General features: G+C 60.5%; 22 protein-coding genes and 1 pseudogene. 13 read left to right on the forward strand and 10 right to left on the reverse strand.

All coding sequences use genetic code 11. The features are described 5' to 3' along the window. Positions 1 to 86: 86 nt before the first annotated feature. The 3 genes from ACJ70B_RS20825 to ACJ70B_RS20835 all read right to left on the reverse strand — a co-directional run bounded on the left by ACJ70B_RS20825 (position 87) and on the right by ACJ70B_RS20835 (position 1,789). Positions 87 to 491 carry a helix-turn-helix domain-containing protein gene (locus tag ACJ70B_RS20825; RefSeq protein ID WP_408960347.1) on the reverse strand — a complete coding sequence of 135 codons (405 nt, stop codon included), beginning with the start codon at positions 489 to 491 and terminating at the stop codon, positions 87 to 89. Between the two features lie 145 nt (positions 492 to 636). Beyond that, complete coding sequence (locus tag ACJ70B_RS20830) at positions 637 to 1,638, reverse strand: sulfite exporter TauE/SafE family protein (protein WP_408960348.1); 1,002 nt, start codon at positions 1,636 to 1,638, stop codon at positions 637 to 639. 1 nt (position 1,639) lies between these two features. After that, on the reverse strand, positions 1,640 to 1,789 hold the full coding sequence (locus ACJ70B_RS20835) for a hypothetical protein (RefSeq protein WP_408960349.1): 150 nt from the start codon (positions 1,787 to 1,789) through the stop codon (positions 1,640 to 1,642). Positions 1,790 to 2,317: 528 nt separating this feature from the next. On the opposite strand from ACJ70B_RS20835, the gene ACJ70B_RS20840 reads away from it, so the two are divergent. Together ACJ70B_RS20840 and ACJ70B_RS20845 are read left to right on the forward strand one after the other, a co-directional pair. Further along, a complete protein-coding gene (locus tag ACJ70B_RS20840) occupies positions 2,318 to 2,782 on the forward strand; it encodes a DUF2243 domain-containing protein (protein WP_408960710.1) in 465 nt (154 codons plus the stop codon). A 55-nt stretch (positions 2,783 to 2,837) separates the two neighbouring features. After that, positions 2,838 to 3,017: a hypothetical protein gene (locus ACJ70B_RS20845; protein WP_408960350.1), complete on the forward strand. Its 180-nt coding sequence runs from the start codon at positions 2,838 to 2,840 to the stop codon at positions 3,015 to 3,017. Between the two features lie 157 nt (positions 3,018 to 3,174). Here the strand turns inward: ACJ70B_RS20845 and ACJ70B_RS20850 are convergent, their stop codons facing one another. From ACJ70B_RS20850 to ACJ70B_RS20860, 3 genes and pseudogenes are all read right to left on the reverse strand, one after another. After that, positions 3,175 to 3,735: a hypothetical protein gene (locus ACJ70B_RS20850; protein ID WP_408960351.1), complete on the reverse strand. Its 561-nt coding sequence runs from the start codon at positions 3,733 to 3,735 to the stop codon at positions 3,175 to 3,177. A 2-nt stretch (positions 3,736 to 3,737) separates the two neighbouring features. Continuing rightward, complete coding sequence (locus tag ACJ70B_RS20855; RefSeq protein ID WP_408960352.1) at positions 3,738 to 4,199, reverse strand: hypothetical protein; 462 nt, start codon at positions 4,197 to 4,199, stop codon at positions 3,738 to 3,740. Positions 4,200 to 4,420: 221 nt separating this feature from the next. Continuing rightward, a pseudogene (locus tag ACJ70B_RS20860) lies at positions 4,421 to 4,905 on the reverse strand (cell division control protein Cdc6); the annotation flags it as partial. Positions 4,906 to 5,501: 596 nt separating this feature from the next. Between ACJ70B_RS20860 and ACJ70B_RS20865 the strand changes: the two are divergent. The 5 genes from ACJ70B_RS20865 to ACJ70B_RS20885 all read left to right on the forward strand — a co-directional run bounded on the left by ACJ70B_RS20865 (position 5,502) and on the right by ACJ70B_RS20885 (position 10,170). Next, positions 5,502 to 6,536, forward strand: coding sequence for a complex I subunit 1/NuoH family protein (locus ACJ70B_RS20865; protein WP_408960711.1), 1,035 nt, complete (start codon positions 5,502 to 5,504; stop codon positions 6,534 to 6,536). A 410-nt stretch (positions 6,537 to 6,946) separates the two neighbouring features. Then, positions 6,947 to 7,453: a VOC family protein gene (locus tag ACJ70B_RS20870; RefSeq protein ID WP_408960353.1), complete on the forward strand. Its 507-nt coding sequence runs from the start codon at positions 6,947 to 6,949 to the stop codon at positions 7,451 to 7,453. A gap of 122 nt (positions 7,454 to 7,575) precedes the next feature. Continuing rightward, positions 7,576 to 7,899, forward strand: coding sequence for a hypothetical protein (locus ACJ70B_RS20875; RefSeq protein WP_408960354.1), 324 nt, complete (start codon positions 7,576 to 7,578; stop codon positions 7,897 to 7,899). Positions 7,900 to 7,993: 94 nt separating this feature from the next. Then, the gene (locus tag ACJ70B_RS20880; protein ID WP_408960355.1) at positions 7,994 to 9,769 is read left to right on the forward strand and encodes a nitrite/sulfite reductase; all 1,776 of its coding nucleotides are present in this window, start codon (positions 7,994 to 7,996) and stop codon (positions 9,767 to 9,769) included. Between the two features lie 110 nt (positions 9,770 to 9,879). Beyond that, the gene (locus ACJ70B_RS20885; RefSeq protein ID WP_408960356.1) at positions 9,880 to 10,170 is read left to right on the forward strand and encodes a DUF6360 family protein; all 291 of its coding nucleotides are present in this window, start codon (positions 9,880 to 9,882) and stop codon (positions 10,168 to 10,170) included. Positions 10,171 to 10,242: 72 nt separating this feature from the next. Here ACJ70B_RS20885 and ACJ70B_RS20890 read toward each other — a convergent pair whose 3' ends face one another. Beyond that, complete coding sequence (locus ACJ70B_RS20890) at positions 10,243 to 10,944, reverse strand: bacterio-opsin activator domain-containing protein (protein WP_408960357.1); 702 nt, start codon at positions 10,942 to 10,944, stop codon at positions 10,243 to 10,245. Positions 10,945 to 11,329: 385 nt separating this feature from the next. Between ACJ70B_RS20890 and ACJ70B_RS20895 the strand changes: the two genes are divergently transcribed. The 5 genes from ACJ70B_RS20895 to ACJ70B_RS20915 are packed head-to-tail and all read left to right on the forward strand — an operon-like array spanning position 11,330 to position 16,737. Next, positions 11,330 to 13,012, forward strand: a complete 1,683-nt coding sequence (locus tag ACJ70B_RS20895; RefSeq protein WP_408960358.1) for an acyl-CoA synthetase — start codon at positions 11,330 to 11,332, stop codon at positions 13,010 to 13,012. Positions 13,013 to 13,065: 53 nt separating this feature from the next. Then, entirely contained in the window at positions 13,066 to 14,232 is a 1,167-nt protein-coding gene (locus tag ACJ70B_RS20900; RefSeq protein WP_408960359.1) for an acyl-CoA dehydrogenase family protein, read from the forward strand. Position 14,233: 1 nt separating this feature from the next. Next, a complete protein-coding gene (locus ACJ70B_RS20905; protein ID WP_408960715.1) occupies positions 14,234 to 14,428 on the forward strand; it encodes a hypothetical protein in 195 nt (64 codons plus the stop codon). Between the two features lie 8 nt (positions 14,429 to 14,436). Continuing rightward, complete coding sequence (locus tag ACJ70B_RS20910) at positions 14,437 to 16,215, forward strand: acyl-CoA carboxylase subunit beta (protein WP_408960360.1); 1,779 nt, start codon at positions 14,437 to 14,439, stop codon at positions 16,213 to 16,215. Between the two features lie 9 nt (positions 16,216 to 16,224). Further along, positions 16,225 to 16,737 carry a MaoC family dehydratase gene (locus tag ACJ70B_RS20915; protein WP_408960361.1) on the forward strand — a complete coding sequence of 171 codons (513 nt, stop codon included), beginning with the start codon at positions 16,225 to 16,227 and terminating at the stop codon, positions 16,735 to 16,737. Positions 16,738 to 16,818: 81 nt separating this feature from the next. Here ACJ70B_RS20915 and ACJ70B_RS20920 read toward each other — a convergent pair whose 3' ends face one another. Both ACJ70B_RS20920 and uvsE read right to left on the reverse strand, forming a co-directional pair. Further along, on the reverse strand, positions 16,819 to 17,511 hold the full coding sequence (locus tag ACJ70B_RS20920) for a rhamnogalacturonan acetylesterase (RefSeq protein ID WP_408960362.1): 693 nt from the start codon (positions 17,509 to 17,511) through the stop codon (positions 16,819 to 16,821). A 615-nt stretch (positions 17,512 to 18,126) separates the two neighbouring features. Continuing rightward, positions 18,127 to 19,044, reverse strand: coding sequence for a UV DNA damage repair endonuclease UvsE (gene uvsE, locus ACJ70B_RS20925; RefSeq protein ID WP_408960363.1), 918 nt, complete (start codon positions 19,042 to 19,044; stop codon positions 18,127 to 18,129). Between the two features lie 464 nt (positions 19,045 to 19,508). Between uvsE and ACJ70B_RS20930 the strand changes: the two genes are divergently transcribed. Continuing rightward, positions 19,509 to 19,907, forward strand: a complete 399-nt coding sequence (locus ACJ70B_RS20930; RefSeq protein ID WP_408960364.1) for a cupin domain-containing protein — start codon at positions 19,509 to 19,511, stop codon at positions 19,905 to 19,907. Positions 19,908 to 20,396: 489 nt separating this feature from the next. Here ACJ70B_RS20930 and ACJ70B_RS20935 read toward each other — a convergent pair whose 3' ends face one another. Continuing rightward, positions 20,397 to 20,690 carry a PadR family transcriptional regulator gene (locus ACJ70B_RS20935; protein WP_408960365.1) on the reverse strand — a complete coding sequence of 98 codons (294 nt, stop codon included), beginning with the start codon at positions 20,688 to 20,690 and terminating at the stop codon, positions 20,397 to 20,399. Between the last annotated feature and the right edge of the window lie 46 nt (positions 20,691 to 20,736).

The following is a 20,736-nucleotide window of genomic DNA, read 5'->3' on the forward strand; positions in this document are numbered from 1 at the left end:
ACGAATTCGTGACTCTGTTTCGAAAGACGAGTCAAAGTGACGAATCGAGCACGGCAAGAGATGAAGACACGTTGTACTGTGCGACGTTAGCTTTCGACCGGCGTCGTCGCCGTCTCGGCCTGTTCGTATTTGGTTTCGAATTCCTGGATGAGCTGTCCCATCTTCGCGTACCAATCGTTCAACATCCGCTGCATGTCGTTTGCGATCTGGGACGGATCGGTCGGGTAGTACACGTGATAGTAGCCACCCTGGTCGTAGTTGATCTGGTCTTTCTGAATGAAGCCGGTCTGTAAGAGCCGCTGGACGGACCGATATGCGGTCGAGCGCTCTCGGTCGACGGTCTCAGCGATCTCGTCGACGGTCATCGGCTCTTCGGCGTCGACGAGGGCCTGAAAGCACTCCTTGTCGAGTTGTTTGAGACCGTGGAAACACTCGAGGAGACCTTCACACTGCATATCTTGCTGAAGTTGTTCAGACATCGAATCTGGCATTGGAATCAACGTCAGGTAGGGGCCACGCAGTTAAAAGATTTGTGCAGATGTCACACAATCTTGACCGACCGCTTCCGTTTCTGACGACGGATACTCGGTTCAGAGTCTGAAGAGAAGGGGTTCGCAGCGCAATCGGGTTCGGCGATCACGTCGTAGTCAACCGGCAGAGAGGACCAGCACTGTCGCGACGGAGTCGACAGACGGCAGCGAGAACGACCGCGCCGCTGACGAGTATCGTCGCACCGATGATGAGTGCGATACTCACTGTACTGAGCACGTCGATCCCGTATGCAGTGCCGAGTTCCTTCGTCGCAACCGCGACGCTCCCTGCGAGAAGCATCATCGCGAAGTACCCCTTGATCTCGCCCTCGTCGACGAGTTGCGTCGCACTGGCACCGATCCGAGCGCCGAGCGCGCTCCCGAAGAGCAACGACCCGACGACGGGTAGCGCGACTGCGCCGGACTGGGCGTAGACGAACGCACCGAACGCACCGGAGATCGTGATCTGGAGGATGTCCGTACCCACAGCGATGGCGGCGGGAACGCCGAGTCCGTACATCATCGCCGGCATCAGGAGGAATCCGCCACCGACGCCGAGGAATCCGGACAGAACGCCGACGACGAGTCCGATGGCGAAGATGAGGGTCGCGGACACACGGACGTCGCCGCGCAGCGTGACCATCGGGGGAACACGAAGTGATTGGACCCGTTCTGCGAGGCCTTGGCTATTCGCGTCGGCAGTGTCGTCGCTCGTCCATGCGTCACGCAGAGTGAATAGGCCGACGACGCCGAGGAGGCCGACGTACGCAACGCTGATGATGAGATCGGCCCGACCGGTCGCATCGAGGAAGAAGACGACGTGCTTCCCGCCCTCAATACCGATGGTCATGGCCGCCGTCATGATAGCCGCGAGCTTGTAATCCACCTGTCCGTGTTCGCGGTGGCGGAGCGCACCAATAACGCTCGTCCCGAACACAAACGCCAGTCCACTTCCAACGGCGATTCTCGACGGATATCCCATGACGAGCAGTGCGGGTGTAACGAGGAACGAACCCCCCATCCCGAAGAATCCGAACAGAATTCCGATGAGAAGGCCGAACCCGACGAACAGCGCGATCAGCACGAGGCTGAGTCCGAATACCTCCATCTCACTCACTCCTGATTCTGTCGACCATTCGTCGTCCGATCGACTGCTCGAGTGCACCGTAACCGACGTATAGCGCAATCGCCTCGATGAACACCGTTCCGATGAGCCCGGCCGCATCGACGACAGTGGCAATAGTTCCGCTACCGATCATCGATTCTCCCTGCTGGTTTTGTACGATCGTGGGTTGATCATGGCTTCCTCTTCGAGAGACCGTAGTCCGGAGACGGTATTAACAGTTTTGGGCCATTCTCACAATATTGGTGCAGTGGATCACAGGGCTATCCTACTGAGATATACGTATACGTTATCGAGATACCGGACCGTCGCTGTCCCCCTCGAGACTCGCTCGATCACGCGGCGTATTCGGTCGCGCGCGAAACAAATCGTAGACTGCCAGTGTAGCACGTAGGTGAATCTGATATCCGAACCTCGTCCGAACTGCCCGTATCGCTACCGGTCGGGACTCGTCAAATCACGATTTGGAATGTCGATCGTTACTGTCTCGTCTTCTCTTTCGAACAGACGGCGGGTAGTCCGGAGACCGGTCAGCGGCGAACACGTTCACGAACGTCGTTACTCGGAACTTTCCGTATTGGGCGCGAACCCCATTAATATGATGGATCAGGCGGCGGCGCGTACTCGTCCGAGAGTGACTCGACGCGCCCTGCTGGCGGCGGGAGTGTTCGGATTCGGGTTTAGCGGGCTGATCGACGTACTCGTGTTACACCATATCCTCCAGTGGCATCACCTCGTCTCCGGGATCTACCCGATGAACACGCTGGACGGCCTCCGGACGAACATCCTCGCTGACGGCCTGTTCTCGGTCGGGATGTTACTGATCATGGGCGTCGGAGCCGGTCTCCTCTGGCAGTCCGAACGCCGGACCGCCGTTCCGCTTGCCGTCCGGCCGCTGGCCGGCACTGCCCTCATCGGCCTCGGGGTCTTCAACGTGTACGACGCCGTCGTCGATCACGCGCTCTTCGGGCTCCACCAGCCCGTCGGGTCGGGCGGTCGGCCCCTGTCGTTCGGTGGAGAATACAACCCCCACTGGATCGCGGTCAGTCTCCTGTTCATCATTGCCGGCTACTACGTCTATAGAACCGGGATACGAGCGAGAAGCGGTAATACGGACGACCATGCGTAAAGCGTCCTCGTATCCTCGAGCGAACCATATCGGAGTGAGCCTATGGATACTCGCGGTGACCGCGGGGAGACTACAGGCAGGACCGCTACACGGCGCTCCACCGGGGAACCCGACGCCGGTGCCTCACTGGGTCGTGTTGCTCGCGGTCGTCCCGGCCCTCTGGTTCGTTATCGGTGGCACCGTCCTTGTCGTCGATCGAGTCCTACAGCGATTCGACGGCTACGGAAAGCGCTAGATCCGCCGCATAGCTCTCGCTGAGCAGATCTACGACCGTTATAGTCCGATTCACTAAACGATCTGTTCACTTCTCAAACTGCCCCAACTAAACAGTGCCATTAAGACCGGTTTACAGGCTGTCGAGGCGAATGCCACGGGGCTTGACCCCGAGCGGTTCACCCGGTGAGATAGGTGTTTCGTAGTTGATCTACGTACTGCCGATCCCACTGTTTCGTCTCGACATAATACGTCAATGCAGCGTCTACATACTGGGGAGAGAATAGTCCGCGATCGGCCAGTACGCACAGAATATGTAGGGTCGTGAATAAGACGTTTCGGTCATCTAATGCCAAGGAAACGAAGAGATAGTTCGTTGTGTTGAATTCGTCCGTGACGAACATCGCAGCGGAAAGCTCGTTTGTGAGCCAAATTCCGTGTGATTCACCCCGATCAAGACCGAAGGCGAGTGAATCGTCAATTTCGGCAGCGACATCATGAGTGGTGAGATGATGCGACGCTTGGAAAACTAGATCCGCAGCTGCCGAAAGGAGATCGTCGCTTCCCTGTGCCTCACTTACTTCGCCAAGGACACTCGACGGGACGTGGACGTCGTATCCTGTTAGCACCGCTTTGAGTGGGTCTTCACCAGTCGGAGCCTGAGATCGTCCGTCAACTACCGGTGTTGCAAGATTGAGGAGAACATTCGTATCGACGACGATGGCGGCCTGTTCACCCATCGCTATGTGCGTGACTCCGTCCCGTCTGTGTCGTCGTTAGGAGTCCACTCGGAAACGTCACCGTCGTAAAATTCCGCTGGTGGTGGAAGTTCGCTCTCGATTTGTGGTTCGGGTGGATCGCGGTTCAGTGAGGCTCGCAAGAGTTTCATCCGCATCGCTTCTTCTGTACCGAGGATCGATTCGACGGTCTCGAAGTCAATCTCGCTGGAATAGTATGCGTCACTGATCATCCGCCGGAATCCGTCATCGGTGGCGAGTTCTTCAATTTCGTCCTGAAGCGCCTCGATGAGGAGTTGCGTCCGAGAGACATCGAGAAGGTCAGCAACTACATCCGCTTGGTCTACGAGCGAAGCGGGGGCGTTGAAATTAACCCGGGTTTTCTCCTCAGACATCATAGCTATGTGTAGGATATACACATGACTAAGACTGGTGGTGGACCCCACCCACGCAAGCCGAACGCGCATCGGCGAACACTTCGATAGAGGTGTGTGGTCGGCCGCCCGTCAGAGATCATCGGTTCCGATCGGACAGACGGCATCGTACGAACGGATGATGAACCAGATCAATTCAATAAAGGAGTCGGAGACACCGTAAATGATTGCCTGAAAGCGCTGTGACGGCAGATCACACATCGATAAAGGTGTGTCGATGACCGAACAGAGACCCGACGAGGATCGGTCAGCCCTCAATTCTCGTTTCGAACCTGCGCTCTGACGACGGTCGCGACTTCGTCTGGAGAGACATACTGAGACGCGAATCTTCGCGAAGGGTCTCGAGGATCGTGTTGGGTCGCTCACCGAACTGGAACTCGAGGAACATTCCGGAACTCGGTCCGTGGCTCCGGCGCTCGAAATCGACGAGCGAGTACGTCGTCATCTCTTTCATCTTGTTGACGTAGGTTTCCTGATGGTACTGCTCGGCGTCGATCGCGTCCGTGAGGAACTGATAGACTCGGTATCCCGTCGTGCTACGAGCGGATTCGGTGTCCGTCTCGGCGGCGACGGACGCCGTCGCATAGAGACAGAGCTTCTTCTGTGTGCTAATGCCGCGGACGACTTCGAGAACCCGATTCTTCTCCACTTTGTCCTGCGCCTCGCGAACGTGTTCCTCGCGGACGTTTTCGTTACCTTCGCGCTCTGCGAGCTCGCCGGCGACGCGCATGAGGGAGATATTGAATCATAAACGATCAAGCGAGCCGAGTAATTCGATCGAAACACATCGAACACATCGATAGAGGGGTGTGGGTGTCTAGTCTAGAAAGTTAGAAGAAGTAACGTAAGCTATAGTAGCCACTGAACGTCACTGCACACCTGACCGCAGGATGGCGTTGCGATCGGTATGTGAATCGTTTCAGTGACTACTCTAGGGCTTATCTATCGGCGGTGCGTTCCTATTGTGCTTGCCTAATGCTTTTCTCTACTGCTTTCTACGGTTCGAGGGTGTGCCGCAGGTCTTCGCTGTCGGTACCGATCTCTCCCTCCCCCTTGGCAAGCAGAACACATCGATAGAGGGGTGTCTGTCTCTATAGGCGGGACGGACTGAGTACTCCAGGGTCGTCCGAACGGCAAAGCCGTCTCGTAATGACGAAAAACCGACGGTGATTCTCTTCGTCGGGATAGGCTACGACGGTGACGTAGCGCATGTACTAGCGATGAGACGCCGTCTTGCTGTCGCTGACTATAACTATCCGTGGATCACCGGCAGCACGTTCATCGCCTCTGGGTGCGGAGAAATGACCAATGGGGCTTGTTAATGGCGTCACGGAGATGCTAGGCTTTGGTCCGACATCGGGGCCGGTCGAGCAGTTCCTCGTGGCGCTCATCGGCGGGTTGCTAATCGCGAACATCCTCCTCGTACAGGTGGCCATCGCTGGACCGTGGGCAAAGCGAAAGATCACGGCGGTCTTCTGGGGCAAAATCGGCCCGAACCGCATCGGCCCCTACGGCCTGCTTATCATCGTCGCAGACGCGATCCGATTCCTCTCGAAGGAGATTATAATTCCGAAGGGAGCCGACCGGCCGGCTTTCGACCTCGCGCCGATCCTCCTCCCCGCGGTCGCGATCCTCGGATTCGCCGTGATCCCAATAGGGAACGGCCTCCAACTCGCCGATCCGGAGACCGGGCTCGTATTCGTCTTTGCCGTGGCGTCAATCGCGTCGATCGCGCTCGTGATGGGTGGCTACGCCTCAAACAACAAGTATTCCATGATGGGGGCACTGCGGGCCGTGGCCATGAACATCGCCTACGAGATCCCCCTCGTAGTTACGGGGGTGTCTGTAGTGCTCTTTACCGGGACGCTCCGAATGAGCGAGATCGTTGCCGCTCAGACCCACCCACTCCTCACGGTCGCTAACGTGACGGTCCCGTCGTGGTACGGGTTCGTCAATCCGCTTGCATTCGTGCTGTTTCTAGTCACCAGTTTATCAGAAGTCGGACGGAACCCGTTCGACACCGCTGAGGCGCCGACCGAGATCGTAGCAGGGTATATGACGGAGTATTCCGGCGTCCTCTTCGTACTGCTCTATCTCGGAGAGTTCCTCCATATATTTCTCGGCGGAGCGATCATCGCCACGATCTTCCTCGGAGGGCCGACTGCTCCGATCTCGACGCTCGAGTTCGTTCCCGGCATCGTCTGGTTCTTCGCAAAGGTGTGGGCCTACTTCCTGTTCACCCAATGGGCTCGAGTGTCGATTCCTCGCTTACGTATCGATCAAGTCATCGCGATCGGCTGGAAAGGGCTGCTCGTCATCTCGTTCGCGAACCTCCTTCTCACGGCAATTATCGTCGGAGTGGTCGCGTGAGATGTCGATCACCCGATGATTCAGCTGCTGGACTTTCAGGGGGCAACCCACCTTATCGAGGGAGTCGGGCGACGGAGGTATCGGCCGTGGTGTCAGAGAGTACTGGCGGTAGCCGCTCATTGCAATCGACGCCCGTACGTCGACAGTATGCCCCCGATCGGCGAATTGATAGCAGGGCGTCCGAATACGTCCATCGATCTGTAAATCTAGTAGACAGGTTGCGCTAGCAGTCAACTAGTTGCAGAGAAGTCCTCAGATTGGCTACACTCTCTCCGTTTCCGTTCACGAGTAGGGTTGGATAGCATTCAAATCGAGGACTGAAAGGGGGATTGCGCTTACAGTGAAAGAGATATCGCTCAGAGAGGGTCACACCGCATAACTTTCGATGACGCCCGTAGTAGAGGAATAGCATGACGCTCCCAGTGCAGGGCGTTTCTGAACTCGTCCTTGAAGTTGCGGACATGGATCGGGCTGTTTCATTTTGGTCAGAGACGCTCGGATTCCCCATTGTTGACCAGTGGGGGGACACTGATGGGCAATTTACAGGATCGGTCTCTGGAGACGAGGTTCGGGCAACGTGGATCTATGTCGGGGGGAATACTCGTCTCGGCCTATGGCTACCTCGCGAGTTTTCCGGTGAAGACGAGAAACGCAAAGCGCGGCCGGTTACTGACTGGCCCGATTCCGCGTTGTATGATGAAGGTGGCGACCACGTCCATTTCGCCCTCTACGTTGAGGAGAACGAATTTGACACTGCATACGAATTCCTTGAACAGGCAGATATCGCCGTGACAAAACGAGATTATGAGGCTGAAGCGCCCTACCAGTCACTGTACTTTAAGGACCCAGACGACCACGTTGTCGAGTTGTATACCCGCCCGATGGATGAGAGTTATCACTCTTACAAAGACAGGTAACCGTCGACCAAGTGTTCAGAAACCAACATTATCGGCGGCCACCGACGACGGGGACCGTCGGCTGCATCGGTAAGGTTTGCATGGGACGATGGATGAAGGACCATCGCAGGCAAACCGGCCGTATGCCGATCGCCCTGCGAACGCTCGACGACGGCGCGTGGATCAGCGTCAACGATAGCCGCCAGGTGAGCGTCAGCGACGTCTGGACTCTCTCCCATGGCGTGTTCTGTGACTGCGAACCCGCCTACGTCCTCTTAGAAGCGTTTATTGACGTCGACGTCGACGGCTCGGTAGTCGTCGCGTCCGCCGTCGGCCAGTGTCTCGAGTGTGGCACGCGAGAATCGATCGATCGGCTCCCCGTCGGCCGCATCGTTAACGGTGAGTTCCGCCCGTATGACCCGGCCGGCGTCCAATGGCGCAGTGAGCCCGACGGCGAGACCACCTGATCGATAGTGGCAACAGTGGCCGGTGCCGACGAGTACCGGGGAGAACTGACGAGATACGGGGAGGCTTATATACGCCCGCCATAAAACGGATCCAATGCCTAGCGACGTCGAGCAGTGGAAGGACGAACTCTACGGAACGGATATTCGCGCCGAGATCGAACGCTTCGCCGAGGAGGGATGGGAGTCAATTCCCGAAGACGAACGGGACGCCTGGTTCGAGCGGTTTAAATGGTTCGGGCTGTATCACCAGCGGGCCGGCCAGGAGTCGTATTTCATGATGCGGATCGGGCCGTCAGGCGGCGTTCTCGAACCGGGACAGTTCCGGCGGATCGTCGAGATCGCGGACGAATTCTCTCGCGGACCCGCCGCCAACCCCGAGTTCGGCAACGGCTGGATCGACGTGACCACCCGCCAAGCGATCCAACTCCACTGGATTCGACTCGAGGACGTGCCCGAAATCTTCGATCGCCTCGAAGACGCCGGCCTCTCGACGGTTCAGGCCTGTGGCGATTCGTGGCGGAACATCGTCGGCTGCCCGGTCGCCGGCAAGGACAAACACGAGCACATCGACGCCGGTGCGCTCGCGACCGAGCTCCACGACACGTTCAAGCAGAACGAGGCGCACTCGAACCTGCCGCGGAAGTGGAAGGTGTCGGTGACCGGCTGTGACGAGGGCTGTGGGCAGGGCGATATCAACGACCTCTCGTTTGAACCCGCTGAAAAGGAGATCGACGGGGAGACGGTGACCGGCTACAACGTTCGCGTCGGAGGCGGGCTCTCGCGGAACGAACCGCGGTTCGCACGAAATATCGACGTCTTCGTCACGCCGACGCAGGCCGTCGACGTCGCGGGCGGGCTCTCCGCGCTGTTCCGGGACCACGGCGACCGCGACGACCGCTACAACGCGCGAATCAAGTTCCTCGTCGACGAGTGGGGCCCCGACACGGTCCGCGAGACCCTCCAAGAGGACTACGTCGACTTCGAACTCGAGACGGCCGGCGACGACCTCCGAGAGTCGTACTCGTACAACGCCGGCGACGCCGACGGGAAACACGACCACGTCGGCGTCCACGAGCAGGTCGACGGGAACTACTACGTCGGTCTGAACGTCCTCGTCGGCCGAATCGGGATCGACGACGCCTACGAGATCGCCGACGCGGCCGAGGCTCACGCATCCGGCGAAGTGCGGTTGACGCAGCGACAGAACATTATCCTCACGGACGTTTCCGAAACGAACCTCGACGACCTGCTCGAGGAACCGGTCTTCGAGGAGTACAGCCCCGATCCGCATCCGTTCCAGCGCGGTTCGATCGCCTGTACCGGGACCGAATTCTGTTCGCTCTCGATCGTCGAGACGAAAAACCGGCAGGTCCGATTCGCCCGGTGGCTCAAAGCCAACGTCGACCTTCCCGACGGCGTCGAGGACTTCCACATCCACCTCTCTGGCTGTACGGCCTCCTGTGCCCAGCCCCAGATTGCCGACGTCTCTCTGCGCGGGATGAAGACGCGCAAAAACGGGGAACCGGTCGAGGCACTCGACATCGGGCTCGGTGGCGGACTCGGAGAGCACCCGCAGTTCGCCTCCTGGGTCACCGAACGCGTTCCGGCGGACGAAGTCCCCGGAGCGATCGCGAACTTACTCGAGAACTTCGCCGCCGAGCGCGACGGCGAGGAGAGCTTCCGGGAGTTCGTCCGCGAGCGCGATGACGACGAACTCGCCGCGCTGGTCGAACCCGAAGAGACGGACTACGAGGATCCGTATATGCACAACACGAAGCGCACCTGGTACCCCTACGCCGAGGACGACGACCTCGACGCGAGCCCCGCACCCGCACGGGCTGACGGCACTCCGATCACGTCCGACGACTGAGACCGGCCACTGGAAGTCGGTTTATCTCTACCCGCTTCCCGCCGTCACCGGCGGAACGACACGGTCAGGAACTCGGGTAGCCTAAGTGCGTTCGCTTCCTCCGAAGACACATGGCTGATCGCTTGATGACGGTCAACGCGTACACGACGCTCGATCTCGTCGACGCCGTCGCGAAGGGCCACGACTTCGAGACGGAATCAGTTGCGGTCGTCAACGCAACGACGGAGAAGACGGATCCCGACTGCGTCCGGTTACAGTTCGAACTGGACAACATGACGGAAGAACATCTGCCCGCTCATATGGAGGAACTCGAGTTGACGCCCGAGCAAGCACGAACGATCGCGGCCGACCTCGAGGACCACGCAGCGCGCGTCGAAGAGGAGAGCGAAACACGGGAGTAGCAGGATCGACCCTGCACCGGTGGGTCAACGTCTCCTCCGCTAAGTCGAGTAGCGAGGCAACGAGGGTACGCGTCACTCGCCGGTAAAAATCAGCGAGAGAAGCTTGTGCTCGGCCTTTCGAAGGTGTTCCGAGAACGTCGCGTACGAGACGCCGAGTTCGGCCGCGAGTTCCTCGCCTGAGTGGTCCCTGGGCCAGTCGTAGTAGCCGTTTGCAAACGCGAGCATGAGAGCTTCGTGTTGACGCGGTGTGAGGAGGCGGGTGATCGCGTCACGGAGGTCTTGACGCTGGAAGAGCGAGACGGGATACGCCCGTTGCCGGCGAGCGAGAACCGTCATCGAGGGATATGCGTCTTGAAAGTGAGAAATGACATCGGATGCCGAATACGTCGACGGGATTTCGGCGACGATGTGTGCGACACCGTCAGCGCTTTCCAGTTGCGTCGGGATCGCACCGGCATCGGTTAAGTTGGTCGTGAAAAACTCGCCGTCACTGCCGATTCGAAACTCGACGATGGCGCTCTCGTCGGTCGCACTCACGACGCGCGCCTCGAAGTCGTCGTAGCCGCGCGCGAACTCGAGGATGCGCTCGGGCGGTGCCCCGATGATCCGCTGAAACACCGTGTATTCCCCGTCGCTTCGCGGGAGGAGCTGAACGAGTGTCGCCTCGCAGCCCGTCTCCGCGGAGAGCGCGACGAGCGGGTATTGGGGATCGGTTACCTCGAACTCGACTTCGACGACCGTCTCTTCGAGCCCGGAACCTTCGGATACGGTCACGAGTACAGCGACCGGATCGTCGAGGGTAGCTCTTTTCGTGGCATGCGTAAGCATACCTCGAGGAGTGACGAACGAGGTCGTTCGTCGGCAGGCCGTACCACAGACCCGCGAGTTATCGGCCGCGACGCCGCCAGAGAACTATAGACCGCACGTCACGATGCGACGGCCGAAGACGGCGGTCGGGACGGTAGCTAAAAGACAGAAACGGCAGCACAGATACCGAAGCAGATATATCTAGAAAAATATCTACCAAAACCGGAAGCGTTTCTGTACGCATTAGCAGCTACAACACTACTTTCGTTCACAGTTCTATCCAATATCTGTCTGCTTCTGTCGCAGAATTTACCGCTACCGTTATATATGGCAACGGAATCCAACCTCATGTATGGTATCAAGTCACAATCTGTCCGACTACGAGGCCGAACGGAGGGGGTTCTCGTGGGACGACATCTACGCGGAGGCCGATTGGGACGCACCGACGGAGCTCAACATCGCACACGAGGTCGCCGACCGACACGCCACCGAGCGCGAGACGGTCGCGCTCTACCAGGTCGACACCGACGGGGAACTCACGAAACTGCCCTTCTGGGAACTTGCCGATCGCTCGAGCCAGTTCGCGAACGTCCTCGAGGAGTTGGGCGTCGAACAGGGGGATCGAGTGTTCTCGTACATGCCGCGGATTCCAGAGCACTACGTGGCGCTGGTCGGAACGCTCAAGCGAGGTGCCGTCTGGGGCAGCGTCAACGAGCGCTTCGGCCCGGATGGCATCTCCTACCGGCTCGACGACTGCGGCGCGAAGGTCGTCGTGACCACGACCGACAACCGCGACACCGTCGATGACGCGCTCGAGGATGCGCCGTCGGTCGAACACGTTATCACCGTCGACCGCGGCGGCGGTGCGCCCGTCGACGATATTGCGTTCACGATGGCGCTCGACGGTGCGAACACGGCATACGACGCTGCCGAAACCGGCGGTGAGGACGACGCGCTGCTGTACTACACGTCGGGGACGACCGGACCGGCGAAGGGCGTCCTACACAAGCACCGGTGGGTGGCCGGTGTCGCCGCGACCCAGAAGTACGCCGTCGACCTCCAGCCCGGCGACCTCTACTGGAGCACCGGCGATCTGGGCTGGCTGACGGGGGCGATCAACACGCTCGGGGCCTGGTTCTGGGGTGCCTCGCTGTTCACCTACGAGGGCGAGTTCGACCCGGCAGAGTGGGCCAACTTGCTCGACGACTACCCGATCACCGTCCTGTTCTCGGTCCCGACGGCCTACCGGATGCTCCGAGAGAAGGCGGACGTGCTGGAGGGCGTCGACCTCGACCTGCGCCACGCGCTGTCGATCGGCGAGCCGCTCAGCGCCGGCGTCGTCGAGTGGGGCGAGGCCGAACTCGGCGTCACCATCCTCGACACGTACGGCCAGACGGAGACCGGCAACATGATTATCAACAACTACCCGACGATGGCGGTCCGACCCGGATCGATGGGCAAGCCCCTCCCCGGAATCGAGGCCGACATCGTCGACCCCGACACGGGCGAGGTGCTCGAGCCCGGCGAGACCGGGGAAATCGCCCAACGGGGGGACTACCCCTGCTTTTTCGCCGGGTACTGGAACGAGCCCGAGAAGACCGCGTCGTGTTTCGTCGACGGTCCAGCGGGCGAGTGGTACCTCTCGGGCGACCTCGCGCACAAGGACGAGGACGGCTACGTCTGGTTCGAGGGGCGGGCCGACGACGTCATCCTCTCTTCGGGCTACCGGATCGGCCCGTTCGAGGTCGAGAGTTCGCTGGGCGAACACGAGGCCGTCACCGAGGCGGCCGTCGTGCCCAAACCGCACGCGGAGCGGGGGAACATCGTGAAGGCCTACATCGTCCCCAGCGAGGGCGCGACGCCCTCCGCCGACCTCGAGGAGGACATCAAGAACCACGTCAGGGACGAGCTGTCGGCCCACGAGTACCCCCGTGAGCTCGAGTTTCGGGACGAACTGCCGAAGACGGTCACCGGAAAGATCCGCCGGACGGAGCTTCAGGATGAGGCGGAAGCAGAGACCGAGGCGTCGCCGTAAGCGACGGCGCTCGAGACGACCCGGCTCCAAACACCGATCCGACACACCACACGATGAATTTCGAGTCCACGGACGAACGTGCGATGATCCGATCGACCGCGGCGTCGGTCGCGGCCGAATACGGACCGGAGTACTGGCGAGAGAAAGAGGAGAACGGCGAGTTCGCCCAGGGATTCTGGGACGAGCTGGCGGAGGCCGGCTTCCACGGCCTGCTGGTCCCTGAGACGTACGACGGGGCCGGTATGGGGATGCAGGAGATGGGACTGGCGATGGAGACGCTCTGCGCCGAGGGCTGTGGCATGGCCGGCACCTGGTATCTGGTGCTCACCGCGGGCATGGCCGCCGTTGGTATCCGCGAGAACGGCACCGAGGCCCAGAAGGAGACCTACCTCCCCGACATCGCGAACGGCGAGCGGAACCTCTCCATCGGGATCACCGAACCGGAGGCCGGGACGAACACGCTAAACGTCGCGACGCGCGCCGAGCGGGACGGCGACGAGTACGTCCTCAACGGCCAGAAGGCGTGGATCACGTTCTCGGACCGGGCGGACGACATGATCATCGTCACCCGCACGACCCCCTTAGCGGAGGTCGATCACGGCACCGACGGCATCAGCCTGTTCATCGTCGACATGGACAACCCCGGCATCGACGTCTCGCCCATTCCCAAACACGGCATCAACTACTCGAAGTCCTGCGAGGTCTTCCTCGAGGACGTTCGAGTGCCCGAAGAGAACCTACTGGGCGAGGAAGACGAGGGCTGGTGGGCGCTCGTCGACATGCTAAACCCCGAGCGCATCGGCTTCGCCGCGGCCGGAACGGGGATCGGGAAACTGGCCGCCGATACCGCCGTCGAGTACGCCAGCGACCGCGAGGTATTCGGTTCCCCGATCGGGAGCCACCAGGCCGTCTCGTTCCCCATCACGAAGGCCTACGCGCGGATGGAGGCGGCCGCGCTGATGCGCGAGAAGGCAGCCTGGCTCTACGACCGCGGCGAGGACTGTGGCTACGAGACCAACGTCGCGAAGGCGACGGCCGTCAGCGCCGGCATCGAAGCGGTCAAGCAGTCGATGCAGGCCTTCGGCGGCTGGGGCTACGCCACGGAGTACGACATCGAGCGCTGGTGGCGCGAGATCAACCTCACGCGCCTGGCCCCGGTCTCTCAGCAGATGGCGTACAACCACATCAGCCAGCGGCTCGGCTTTCCAAAATCCTACTGAGATGTTCGAGAACGGCCTCGTCGCAAACCGCGGCGAAATTGCAGTGTGCGTGACGGCGGCGCACGAGGAATTCGGCGTCAGAACGGTCGCCGAGACGATGGAGACCGACGTGGTCGCCGCCGGTGAACCGGTCGAATCACTTCCGATCGCTAAAGGCGGCTCCGTCGCCACGGGCGATATCCTTGTTTCAGTATAATACCAACAATGCGAGTGAAAATTTCAGACGACGCGACCGAAGCACAGGCGCGGGCGATCGCCGAGGCGATGGCCTCGCGGTACCGGGACGACGTGACCGTCGTTAACGACGGTGGTGATGAACTCGGCAGCGCGTCCTACGACGGCGAATCCGACGCGACGGCCGGTGGCGGGCCCGATACGACTGCCGGGACCGAACCGGACGCGGACCTCGGCCCGACGGCCCGCGAGGCGGCGCTGCTCGAGGAGATCGACGAGATCCTCGAGGGCGGCCCGGAGAAGTACAAAGAACAGTTACCAGAGGAGGGGAAGCTATTCGTCCGCGACCGGATCGACCTCTGGTTCGGCGACGACTTCCTCTTCGAGGACGGGACGTTCGCGGCGTTCGACGACTGGCATCCTAGCGGCGCGAACGCCGACGAGGACACTGACGATCGGCTGCCGGCCGACGGCCTCATTACGGGGGCCGCCGAGTTCGAGGGCCGGGACGTCCACGTTATGGCCAACGACTACACGGTCAAGCGTGGGAGCATGGCCGCGAAGGGCGTCGAGAAGTTCCTCCGGATGCAACAACGCGCCCTAAAGACGGGCAAGCCCGTGCTGTACCTGATGGACTCCTCGGGCGGCCGGATCGACCAACAGACCGGCTTCTTCGCGAACCGCGAGGGCATCGGGAAGTACTACTACAACCACTCGATGCTCTCCGGGCGGGTCCCTCAGATATGCGTGCTCTACGGCCCCTGTATCGCCGGCGCGGCCTACACGCCGATCTTCGCCGACTTCACCGTCATGGTCCGAGACATGAGCGCGATGGCCATCGCTTCCCCGCGAATGGTCGAGATGGTCACCGGCGAGCAGATCGACCTTCAGGAACTCGGCGGCCCGGACGTACACGCGCGGTATTCCGGCAGCGCAGACCTGATCGCCGAGGACGAAGAACACGCCCGGGAACTCGTCGCGAAGCTCATCGGCTACCTGCCAAACAACAGCGATGAGAAGCCGCCACGAACGGACGGGCGAGCGCCCGCCGACTCCCCGGCAGAGATCGACGCAATCGTTCCTCAAGAGCCCAACAAGGGCTACGACATGTTCGACATCATCGACCGGATCGTCGACGCCGGGTCGACGCTCGAGGTGCGGCCGGAGTTCGGCACGGAGATCGTCACCGCCTTCGCCCGGATTGACGGCCGACCGGTCGGTATCGTCGCCAACCAGCCCGCCCACCGCGCCGGCGCGATCTTCCCCGACGCGGCCGAGAAGGCGGCCCAGTTCATCTGGACCTGTGACGCCTACAACGTTCCCCTGCTCTACCTCTGTGACACGCCCGGCTTCATGGCCGGTTCGCAGGTCGAGCGGGAGGGCATTCTCGAACAGGGCAAGAAGATGATCTACGCCACCTCCTCGGCGACGGTCCCCAAGCAGTCGGTCGTCGTCAGGAAGGCCTACGGCGCAGGCATCTACGCGATGTCGGGGCCGGCCTACGACCCGGAAAGCGTCATCGGCCTCCCCTCCGGCGAGATCGCGATCATGGGTCCGGAGGCGGCGATTAACGCGGTCTACGCGCGCAAGCTCGCCGAGATCGACGATCCCGAGGAGCGCGAACGCGTGGAACGGGAACTCCGGGAAGAGTATCGGGAGGATATCGACGTCCACCGGATGGCCAGCGAAGTCGTCATCGACGAGATCGTTCCGCCGAGCAATCTGCGGGAGGAACTCGAGAAGCGCTTTGCCTTCTACGAAACCGTCGAGAAGGACCTACCCGATAAGAAACATGGGACCATCCTCTAATCACCAGCCATGACAGGACGCTACTACGAGGAGTTCGAGGTCGGCGAGACCATCGAACACGACAAGCGACGGACGATCAGCGAGCGCGACAACCAGCAGTTCTGCGACATGACGATGAACCAGCAGCCGCTACACTTGGACGCCGAATTCGCCGACGACACTGCGTTCGGCGAGCGGTTGGTCAACGGTCTCTATACGATGAGTCTGGCCGTCGGGCTCACGATCCCCGACACCACCGACGGGACGATCGTCGCGAACCTCTCTTACGACAACGTCGAGCATCCGAACCCGGTCTTCCACGGCGATACGATCCGAGTTCAGTCGACCGTGACGGACAAGCGCGAGACCAGCGACGGCGAGCGCGGTATCGTCACCATGCACGTCGAGGTGTTCAAGGTGAACGACCGCCCCGTGAGCGACGCGAACGGAACCTCGTCGGACTCGTCCGACGGTGCCGAGGAACCGCTGGTCTGCGAGTTCGATCGGACGGCGCTCTCGTTGAAACGCGAGCACGATACATGACAGTGTTCCAGCGAGAACGCCGGAACGACGCGCCTTCGAGGGTCGACTTCGCGGACCAGCACCCGTAATACGGACGGATGGTCACCGGTCGTCTTGTCTGATGTAGGCGGCTAGCTCAAGGTCAAGTTCCTCGATCCCATCGAGTACAAGTTCGGCCATGCGGCGAGCCCCGTACTCGCTGAAGTGCGTGTCATCGGCGACACCCTCGGGATAGTTGGGATGGTCACCCGGCGGCAGATGGTTATAGAGAGCTTTCGATTCCGTCGGCCCTAGTTCACGCAGGAGTGACCGACTCCGCTCGTCCGCGTCGATGAGCGGGACGTCACGTGCCCGTGACACATCTCGTACCAACTCCGAGTAGACCCGATGGGTGTCTGTTGGCGCTCCCTCCTCGTCGAAGTGACGGCGCGCAATGGGCGTGAGCAGCACCGTCTGTGCCCCGTTCCCGCGCGCCTCTTCGGCGAATTTCTCGAGGTTGGCGACGAACCGCTCTTCGGTCGTGTGCTGTTCTTTCGAGGGCACCTCGTCGTTGTGGCCGAACTGGATGAACACGTAGTGGGTCTCGGCTAAGCGACGGACCACGGGCTCCCAGCGTCCTTCCTCCAAGAAGGTGCGGGTACTGCGTCCGTTTCTGGCGTGGTTTGTCACGGTTACCGAGGCATCGAAGCGTCGGGAGAACGGCGTTCCCCAGCCCGTTTCGGGACGTTCATTCGCCGATTTCCTTGCCATCGTGGAATCTCCGATCAAATGAACGGTGATCGACTCGGGCAACATTTCGGTAGCGGTAGTCCGCGTTAATTAATATGCTGATCGGTGCGTTTCAGTCTGTGTAGCGTACGTCTTACTATCCTCAGAACCGGACTCACGGACAGGGAGCAGGCTTCGCGAACATTCAGCATTCACAGGCTGGATGACAACCACCTGGTCCGAGAATCGGAATCTACAGCGACGCGATGATCGTGCGGTCTCGAGAGCGATCTCTCGGCGGATTCGTGGGAATGGACACGGCCGACGAACCGTCGTTCGACACAGGGTCGACGGAATCGGCGGGACAGTCGCAACGAGAGCCCTCGGTCCCGCGCCGGCCGGGACAAGTCTCCGAGTAACGCGTTCGGCGGAGTTGCCACCAGAGTCGAATCGCCACTAATTAGGATCGTAACAGACGTTCATGGAAGCCGAACAAAGCGCTCGCGAAACTACAAGCAATGTCTGGAACTGCAAAAAACCACGAACGGGGAAGCATAGCGAACGGACCGGGGAACGAGCCGTTTATGGCGCTACAGTAGTGGGCATCTCGAGTAAGAGAGCGCCCAAAGAAGGAACAGCGTCTCCTATACGATCGCTTCCTCCGGTCTCACCGCGAACCGATCTCGAAAGAGTCGGTCTCGGCTACGACGTGCCGACGGCCGGCTCCGTTCCGTCTCGGTACTGAAGCAACGCTCGCTCCTTCGACTTGGCCTCGAGCATCACGTCCGCACCGTCGAGAAGCCAGTCGGGAACTGACGAGACGTACTCAGCATGTGCCTGTGGACGTGCGTCTTGCCCATACAGTTGCGCGGGCTCGGAGTAGTGTGCAATTGGTCGCACGTCGTTCCACGTTTGCGCGGCCAGTTCGAAGCCCTCTCTGTACGTGAGTCCTCGGCTCGTGAACTGGTGGTGGTGGTAATCGAAGACGACGGGCACCTCGAGCGGCTCTGCGACCGCCTCGGTTAATTCGGGGACGCTCCAGAGCCCCTCCTTGTCGTCGTTCTCGACGGTTAAGCGCTTGCGGGCGGCGGGCGAGAGACGGTCCACAGCTTCTCGGAAGCGAGCGGCCGTCGCCTCCTTGTCGTTGTAGTGAGCGCCGATGTGAACGTTGATGCTGTAGTACGGCGTTCGAGGGAGCCCGAGCAAGTCGAGCCACGAGCCGTGAATTTCGAGATCGCGAATCGAGTTCGCCACGGTATCGGCGGATTCGCTGGCGAGTTTGCACCAGTGACTCGGATGAAATGTGAATCGCACGTCGTTGTCTCGAATGAGCCGACCACAATCGGCGGCGATGCGAGCGATCTCGTCGTAGTCCGGCAGTTCGGTCAGTTCGAACTGGGAGTTCCACGGTACCAACTCCGACGTACAGCGATAGAAGTAGATGTCGTGGTCGACGTTCCAGCGCAGAATGTCGTACAGGTCGGCGAAGTTCTGCACAGCGAGTTCGGATGCGTAGTCTAGACCTCGAGATTCCCAGGTTTTCTTTTGCATCCCGCGATTGCATCGCAGCGGCGGCTCGTGCTCTCTCAGTGTGAGATTCATACAAGCATAGCCAAGCATCGATGTAATCGGTTCGTGCTCTATGCGGATAACCACACGGGTACACCGAAACCGATTACGTCAGCGTCAGTCTTCGGTGAGAGGGTAGCGGGACCACCGCCAGACTTTCGACTCGGATTCACGATGCGTCGGCCGGTTGCGCGTCCATCTTAGGGTGTCCCTGTGAACTGGCTCGGTCTCGAAGCTTAATCGAGACGGCATTCCGTGATAGAACGAAACTCCACGCCTCGCACAACGATTAGGTCTCGTACGACCCCGTCGATCATGCAGATGCGCTGTCGACCCTCGCACGGCGGTGCGTGGCCGTCCTAAGCCCTGCTGTCGGATGAGCGCTATTCGCGGTCGGAACAAAACGAACGGGACATCCCAGTAGGTGGCAGACATTGAGAGTCGTCTGGTTTTCCGTAACCGAGACGCTGTGCCCGGAGATAGGTATTTGTAGTCAGGCGAACAACATGAACGCGATGACGATGTCCGAAGATTACGGCTTCGTGAATGTCGAAACGGTCGCTCACGACTCGAACCCGGACCCGACGTCGGAGATGGAATTCGGGAAACTGACCGAGACGCTCGGGTGCGAGGAGATGCGCCTCAACACCTGTACGATCCCGCCCGGCGACGAGGGACCGTATCACAAACACGAGTCCCAAGAGGAGGTGTACGTCCTGCTCGACGGCCCCGGGCACGTAACCGTCGACGGCGACCTCGTCGACGTTCCCGAGGGTGGGATCGTTCGACTCCCGGCAGAGACCCCTCGAAAATTCGTCAACGAGACCGGCGAGGAACAGCGCTGGCTGATGATCGGCGCACCGCCCGTCGGAACGGTCGACGATATGGGCGAGTTCGTCATGGTTGAAGAGTGACGGTTGAGGCCACGAGCTTGCCGAGGGAGCCGACTTCGTGGTGTCCGACGCGGTGCTGAAGCCGAATGCCAGTATCACCACCGCCAGTCTGGTTCCGAAACTCCCCGCGTCTTCGACTGGTCTAACGGGGACTCACCTACCCGCGAACGGCACCGTATCCACCAGCCGATCAACTAGAGACGCGCCGTCGCCGAACGGCCGGAAGACGCGCCACGCGAGTCCAGGCCGCAACAGCGTGGTCGCCGGTTCCTCGAGTCGCGAGTCTGCGGGCCGAACGCCCGGGCCGGACAAGTTCGTCATCGTCACCGAACTCACCGTTTGGAGCCGATACCGAGAGCGAACAGAGTCGATCGGTTCCCAGCCCTACTGCTCAAAAAACAGTGTCGGTTTCGTCGGTCGCGGGCAGTGTCGTTCTCGAGTAGGGTCGTTCGACGAGGGAACGCCGAACCCCGCGCTACGGTAGTAGCCGAAACCGAGCACGTCCTGCCGTCACTCTGCGTCCGAGACCAAGTCGTCGATGTATTGGTCTTCCCACTCTCGGCGAGCCTCGAGTTCACGCCGGCCCCGCGCCGTGATCGTGTAGTAATTCGTCCGACGGTCGAGTTCGCCTTTTTCGACGAGTCCCTTATCGACGACTTCGTCGAGGTTCGGATAGAGGCGACCGTGATGGATCTCTTTCTCGTAGTAGTCCTCGAGTTCCTCTTTGATCGCGAGCCCGTGGGGGTCGTCTTGTCCGGCGATGGTGTACAACAGGTCACGTTGGAAGCCTGTGAGATCGTACATATTGGAGTTGCCACCGAGGGTCGTATAAGGCTACTGAAATAGCGCC

Origin of the sequence: Natrinema sp. 74, assembly GCF_046097095.1 — an archaeon.
Classification (GTDB): Archaea; Halobacteriota; Halobacteria; order Halobacteriales; family Natrialbaceae; genus Natrinema.

What these genes read in the sequence shown, in the direction of transcription:
- ACJ70B_RS20825 (WP_408960347.1), bottom strand. Translation starts at nt 491, where the DNA reads ATGCCAGATTCGATGTCTGAACAACTTCAGCAAGATATGCAGTGTGAA.
- ACJ70B_RS20830 (WP_408960348.1), bottom strand. Translation starts at nt 1,638, where the DNA reads ATGGAGGTATTCGGACTCAGCCTCGTGCTGATCGCGCTGTTCGTCGGG.
- ACJ70B_RS20835 (WP_408960349.1), bottom strand. Translation starts at nt 1,789, where the DNA reads ATGATCGGTAGCGGAACTATTGCCACTGTCGTCGATGCGGCCGGGCTC.
- ACJ70B_RS20850 (WP_408960351.1), bottom strand. Translation starts at nt 3,735, where the DNA reads ATGGGTGAACAGGCCGCCATCGTCGTCGATACGAATGTTCTCCTCAAT.
- ACJ70B_RS20855 (WP_408960352.1), bottom strand. Translation starts at nt 4,199, where the DNA reads ATGCGCGTTCGGCTTGCGTGGGTGGGGTCCACCACCAGTCTTAGTCAT.
- ACJ70B_RS20865 (WP_408960711.1), top strand. Translation starts at nt 5,502, where the DNA reads ATGCTAGGCTTTGGTCCGACATCGGGGCCGGTCGAGCAGTTCCTCGTG.
- ACJ70B_RS20870 (WP_408960353.1), top strand. Translation starts at nt 6,947, where the DNA reads ATGACGCTCCCAGTGCAGGGCGTTTCTGAACTCGTCCTTGAAGTTGCG.
- ACJ70B_RS20875 (WP_408960354.1), top strand. Translation starts at nt 7,576, where the DNA reads ATGCCGATCGCCCTGCGAACGCTCGACGACGGCGCGTGGATCAGCGTC.
- ACJ70B_RS20880 (WP_408960355.1), top strand. Translation starts at nt 7,994, where the DNA reads ATGCCTAGCGACGTCGAGCAGTGGAAGGACGAACTCTACGGAACGGAT.
- ACJ70B_RS20885 (WP_408960356.1), top strand. Translation starts at nt 9,880, where the DNA reads ATGGCTGATCGCTTGATGACGGTCAACGCGTACACGACGCTCGATCTC.
- ACJ70B_RS20895 (WP_408960358.1), top strand. Translation starts at nt 11,330, where the DNA reads ATGGTATCAAGTCACAATCTGTCCGACTACGAGGCCGAACGGAGGGGG.
- ACJ70B_RS20900 (WP_408960359.1), top strand. Translation starts at nt 13,066, where the DNA reads ATGAATTTCGAGTCCACGGACGAACGTGCGATGATCCGATCGACCGCG.
- ACJ70B_RS20905 (WP_408960715.1), top strand. Translation starts at nt 14,234, where the DNA reads ATGTTCGAGAACGGCCTCGTCGCAAACCGCGGCGAAATTGCAGTGTGC.
- ACJ70B_RS20910 (WP_408960360.1), top strand. Translation starts at nt 14,437, where the DNA reads ATGCGAGTGAAAATTTCAGACGACGCGACCGAAGCACAGGCGCGGGCG.
- ACJ70B_RS20915 (WP_408960361.1), top strand. Translation starts at nt 16,225, where the DNA reads ATGACAGGACGCTACTACGAGGAGTTCGAGGTCGGCGAGACCATCGAA.
- ACJ70B_RS20920 (WP_408960362.1), bottom strand. Translation starts at nt 17,511, where the DNA reads ATGTTGCCCGAGTCGATCACCGTTCATTTGATCGGAGATTCCACGATG.
- uvsE (WP_408960363.1), bottom strand. Translation starts at nt 19,044, where the DNA reads ATGCTTGGCTATGCTTGTATGAATCTCACACTGAGAGAGCACGAGCCG.
- ACJ70B_RS20930 (WP_408960364.1), top strand. Translation starts at nt 19,509, where the DNA reads ATGACGATGTCCGAAGATTACGGCTTCGTGAATGTCGAAACGGTCGCT.
- ACJ70B_RS20935 (WP_408960365.1), bottom strand. Translation starts at nt 20,690, where the DNA reads ATGTACGATCTCACAGGCTTCCAACGTGACCTGTTGTACACCATCGCC.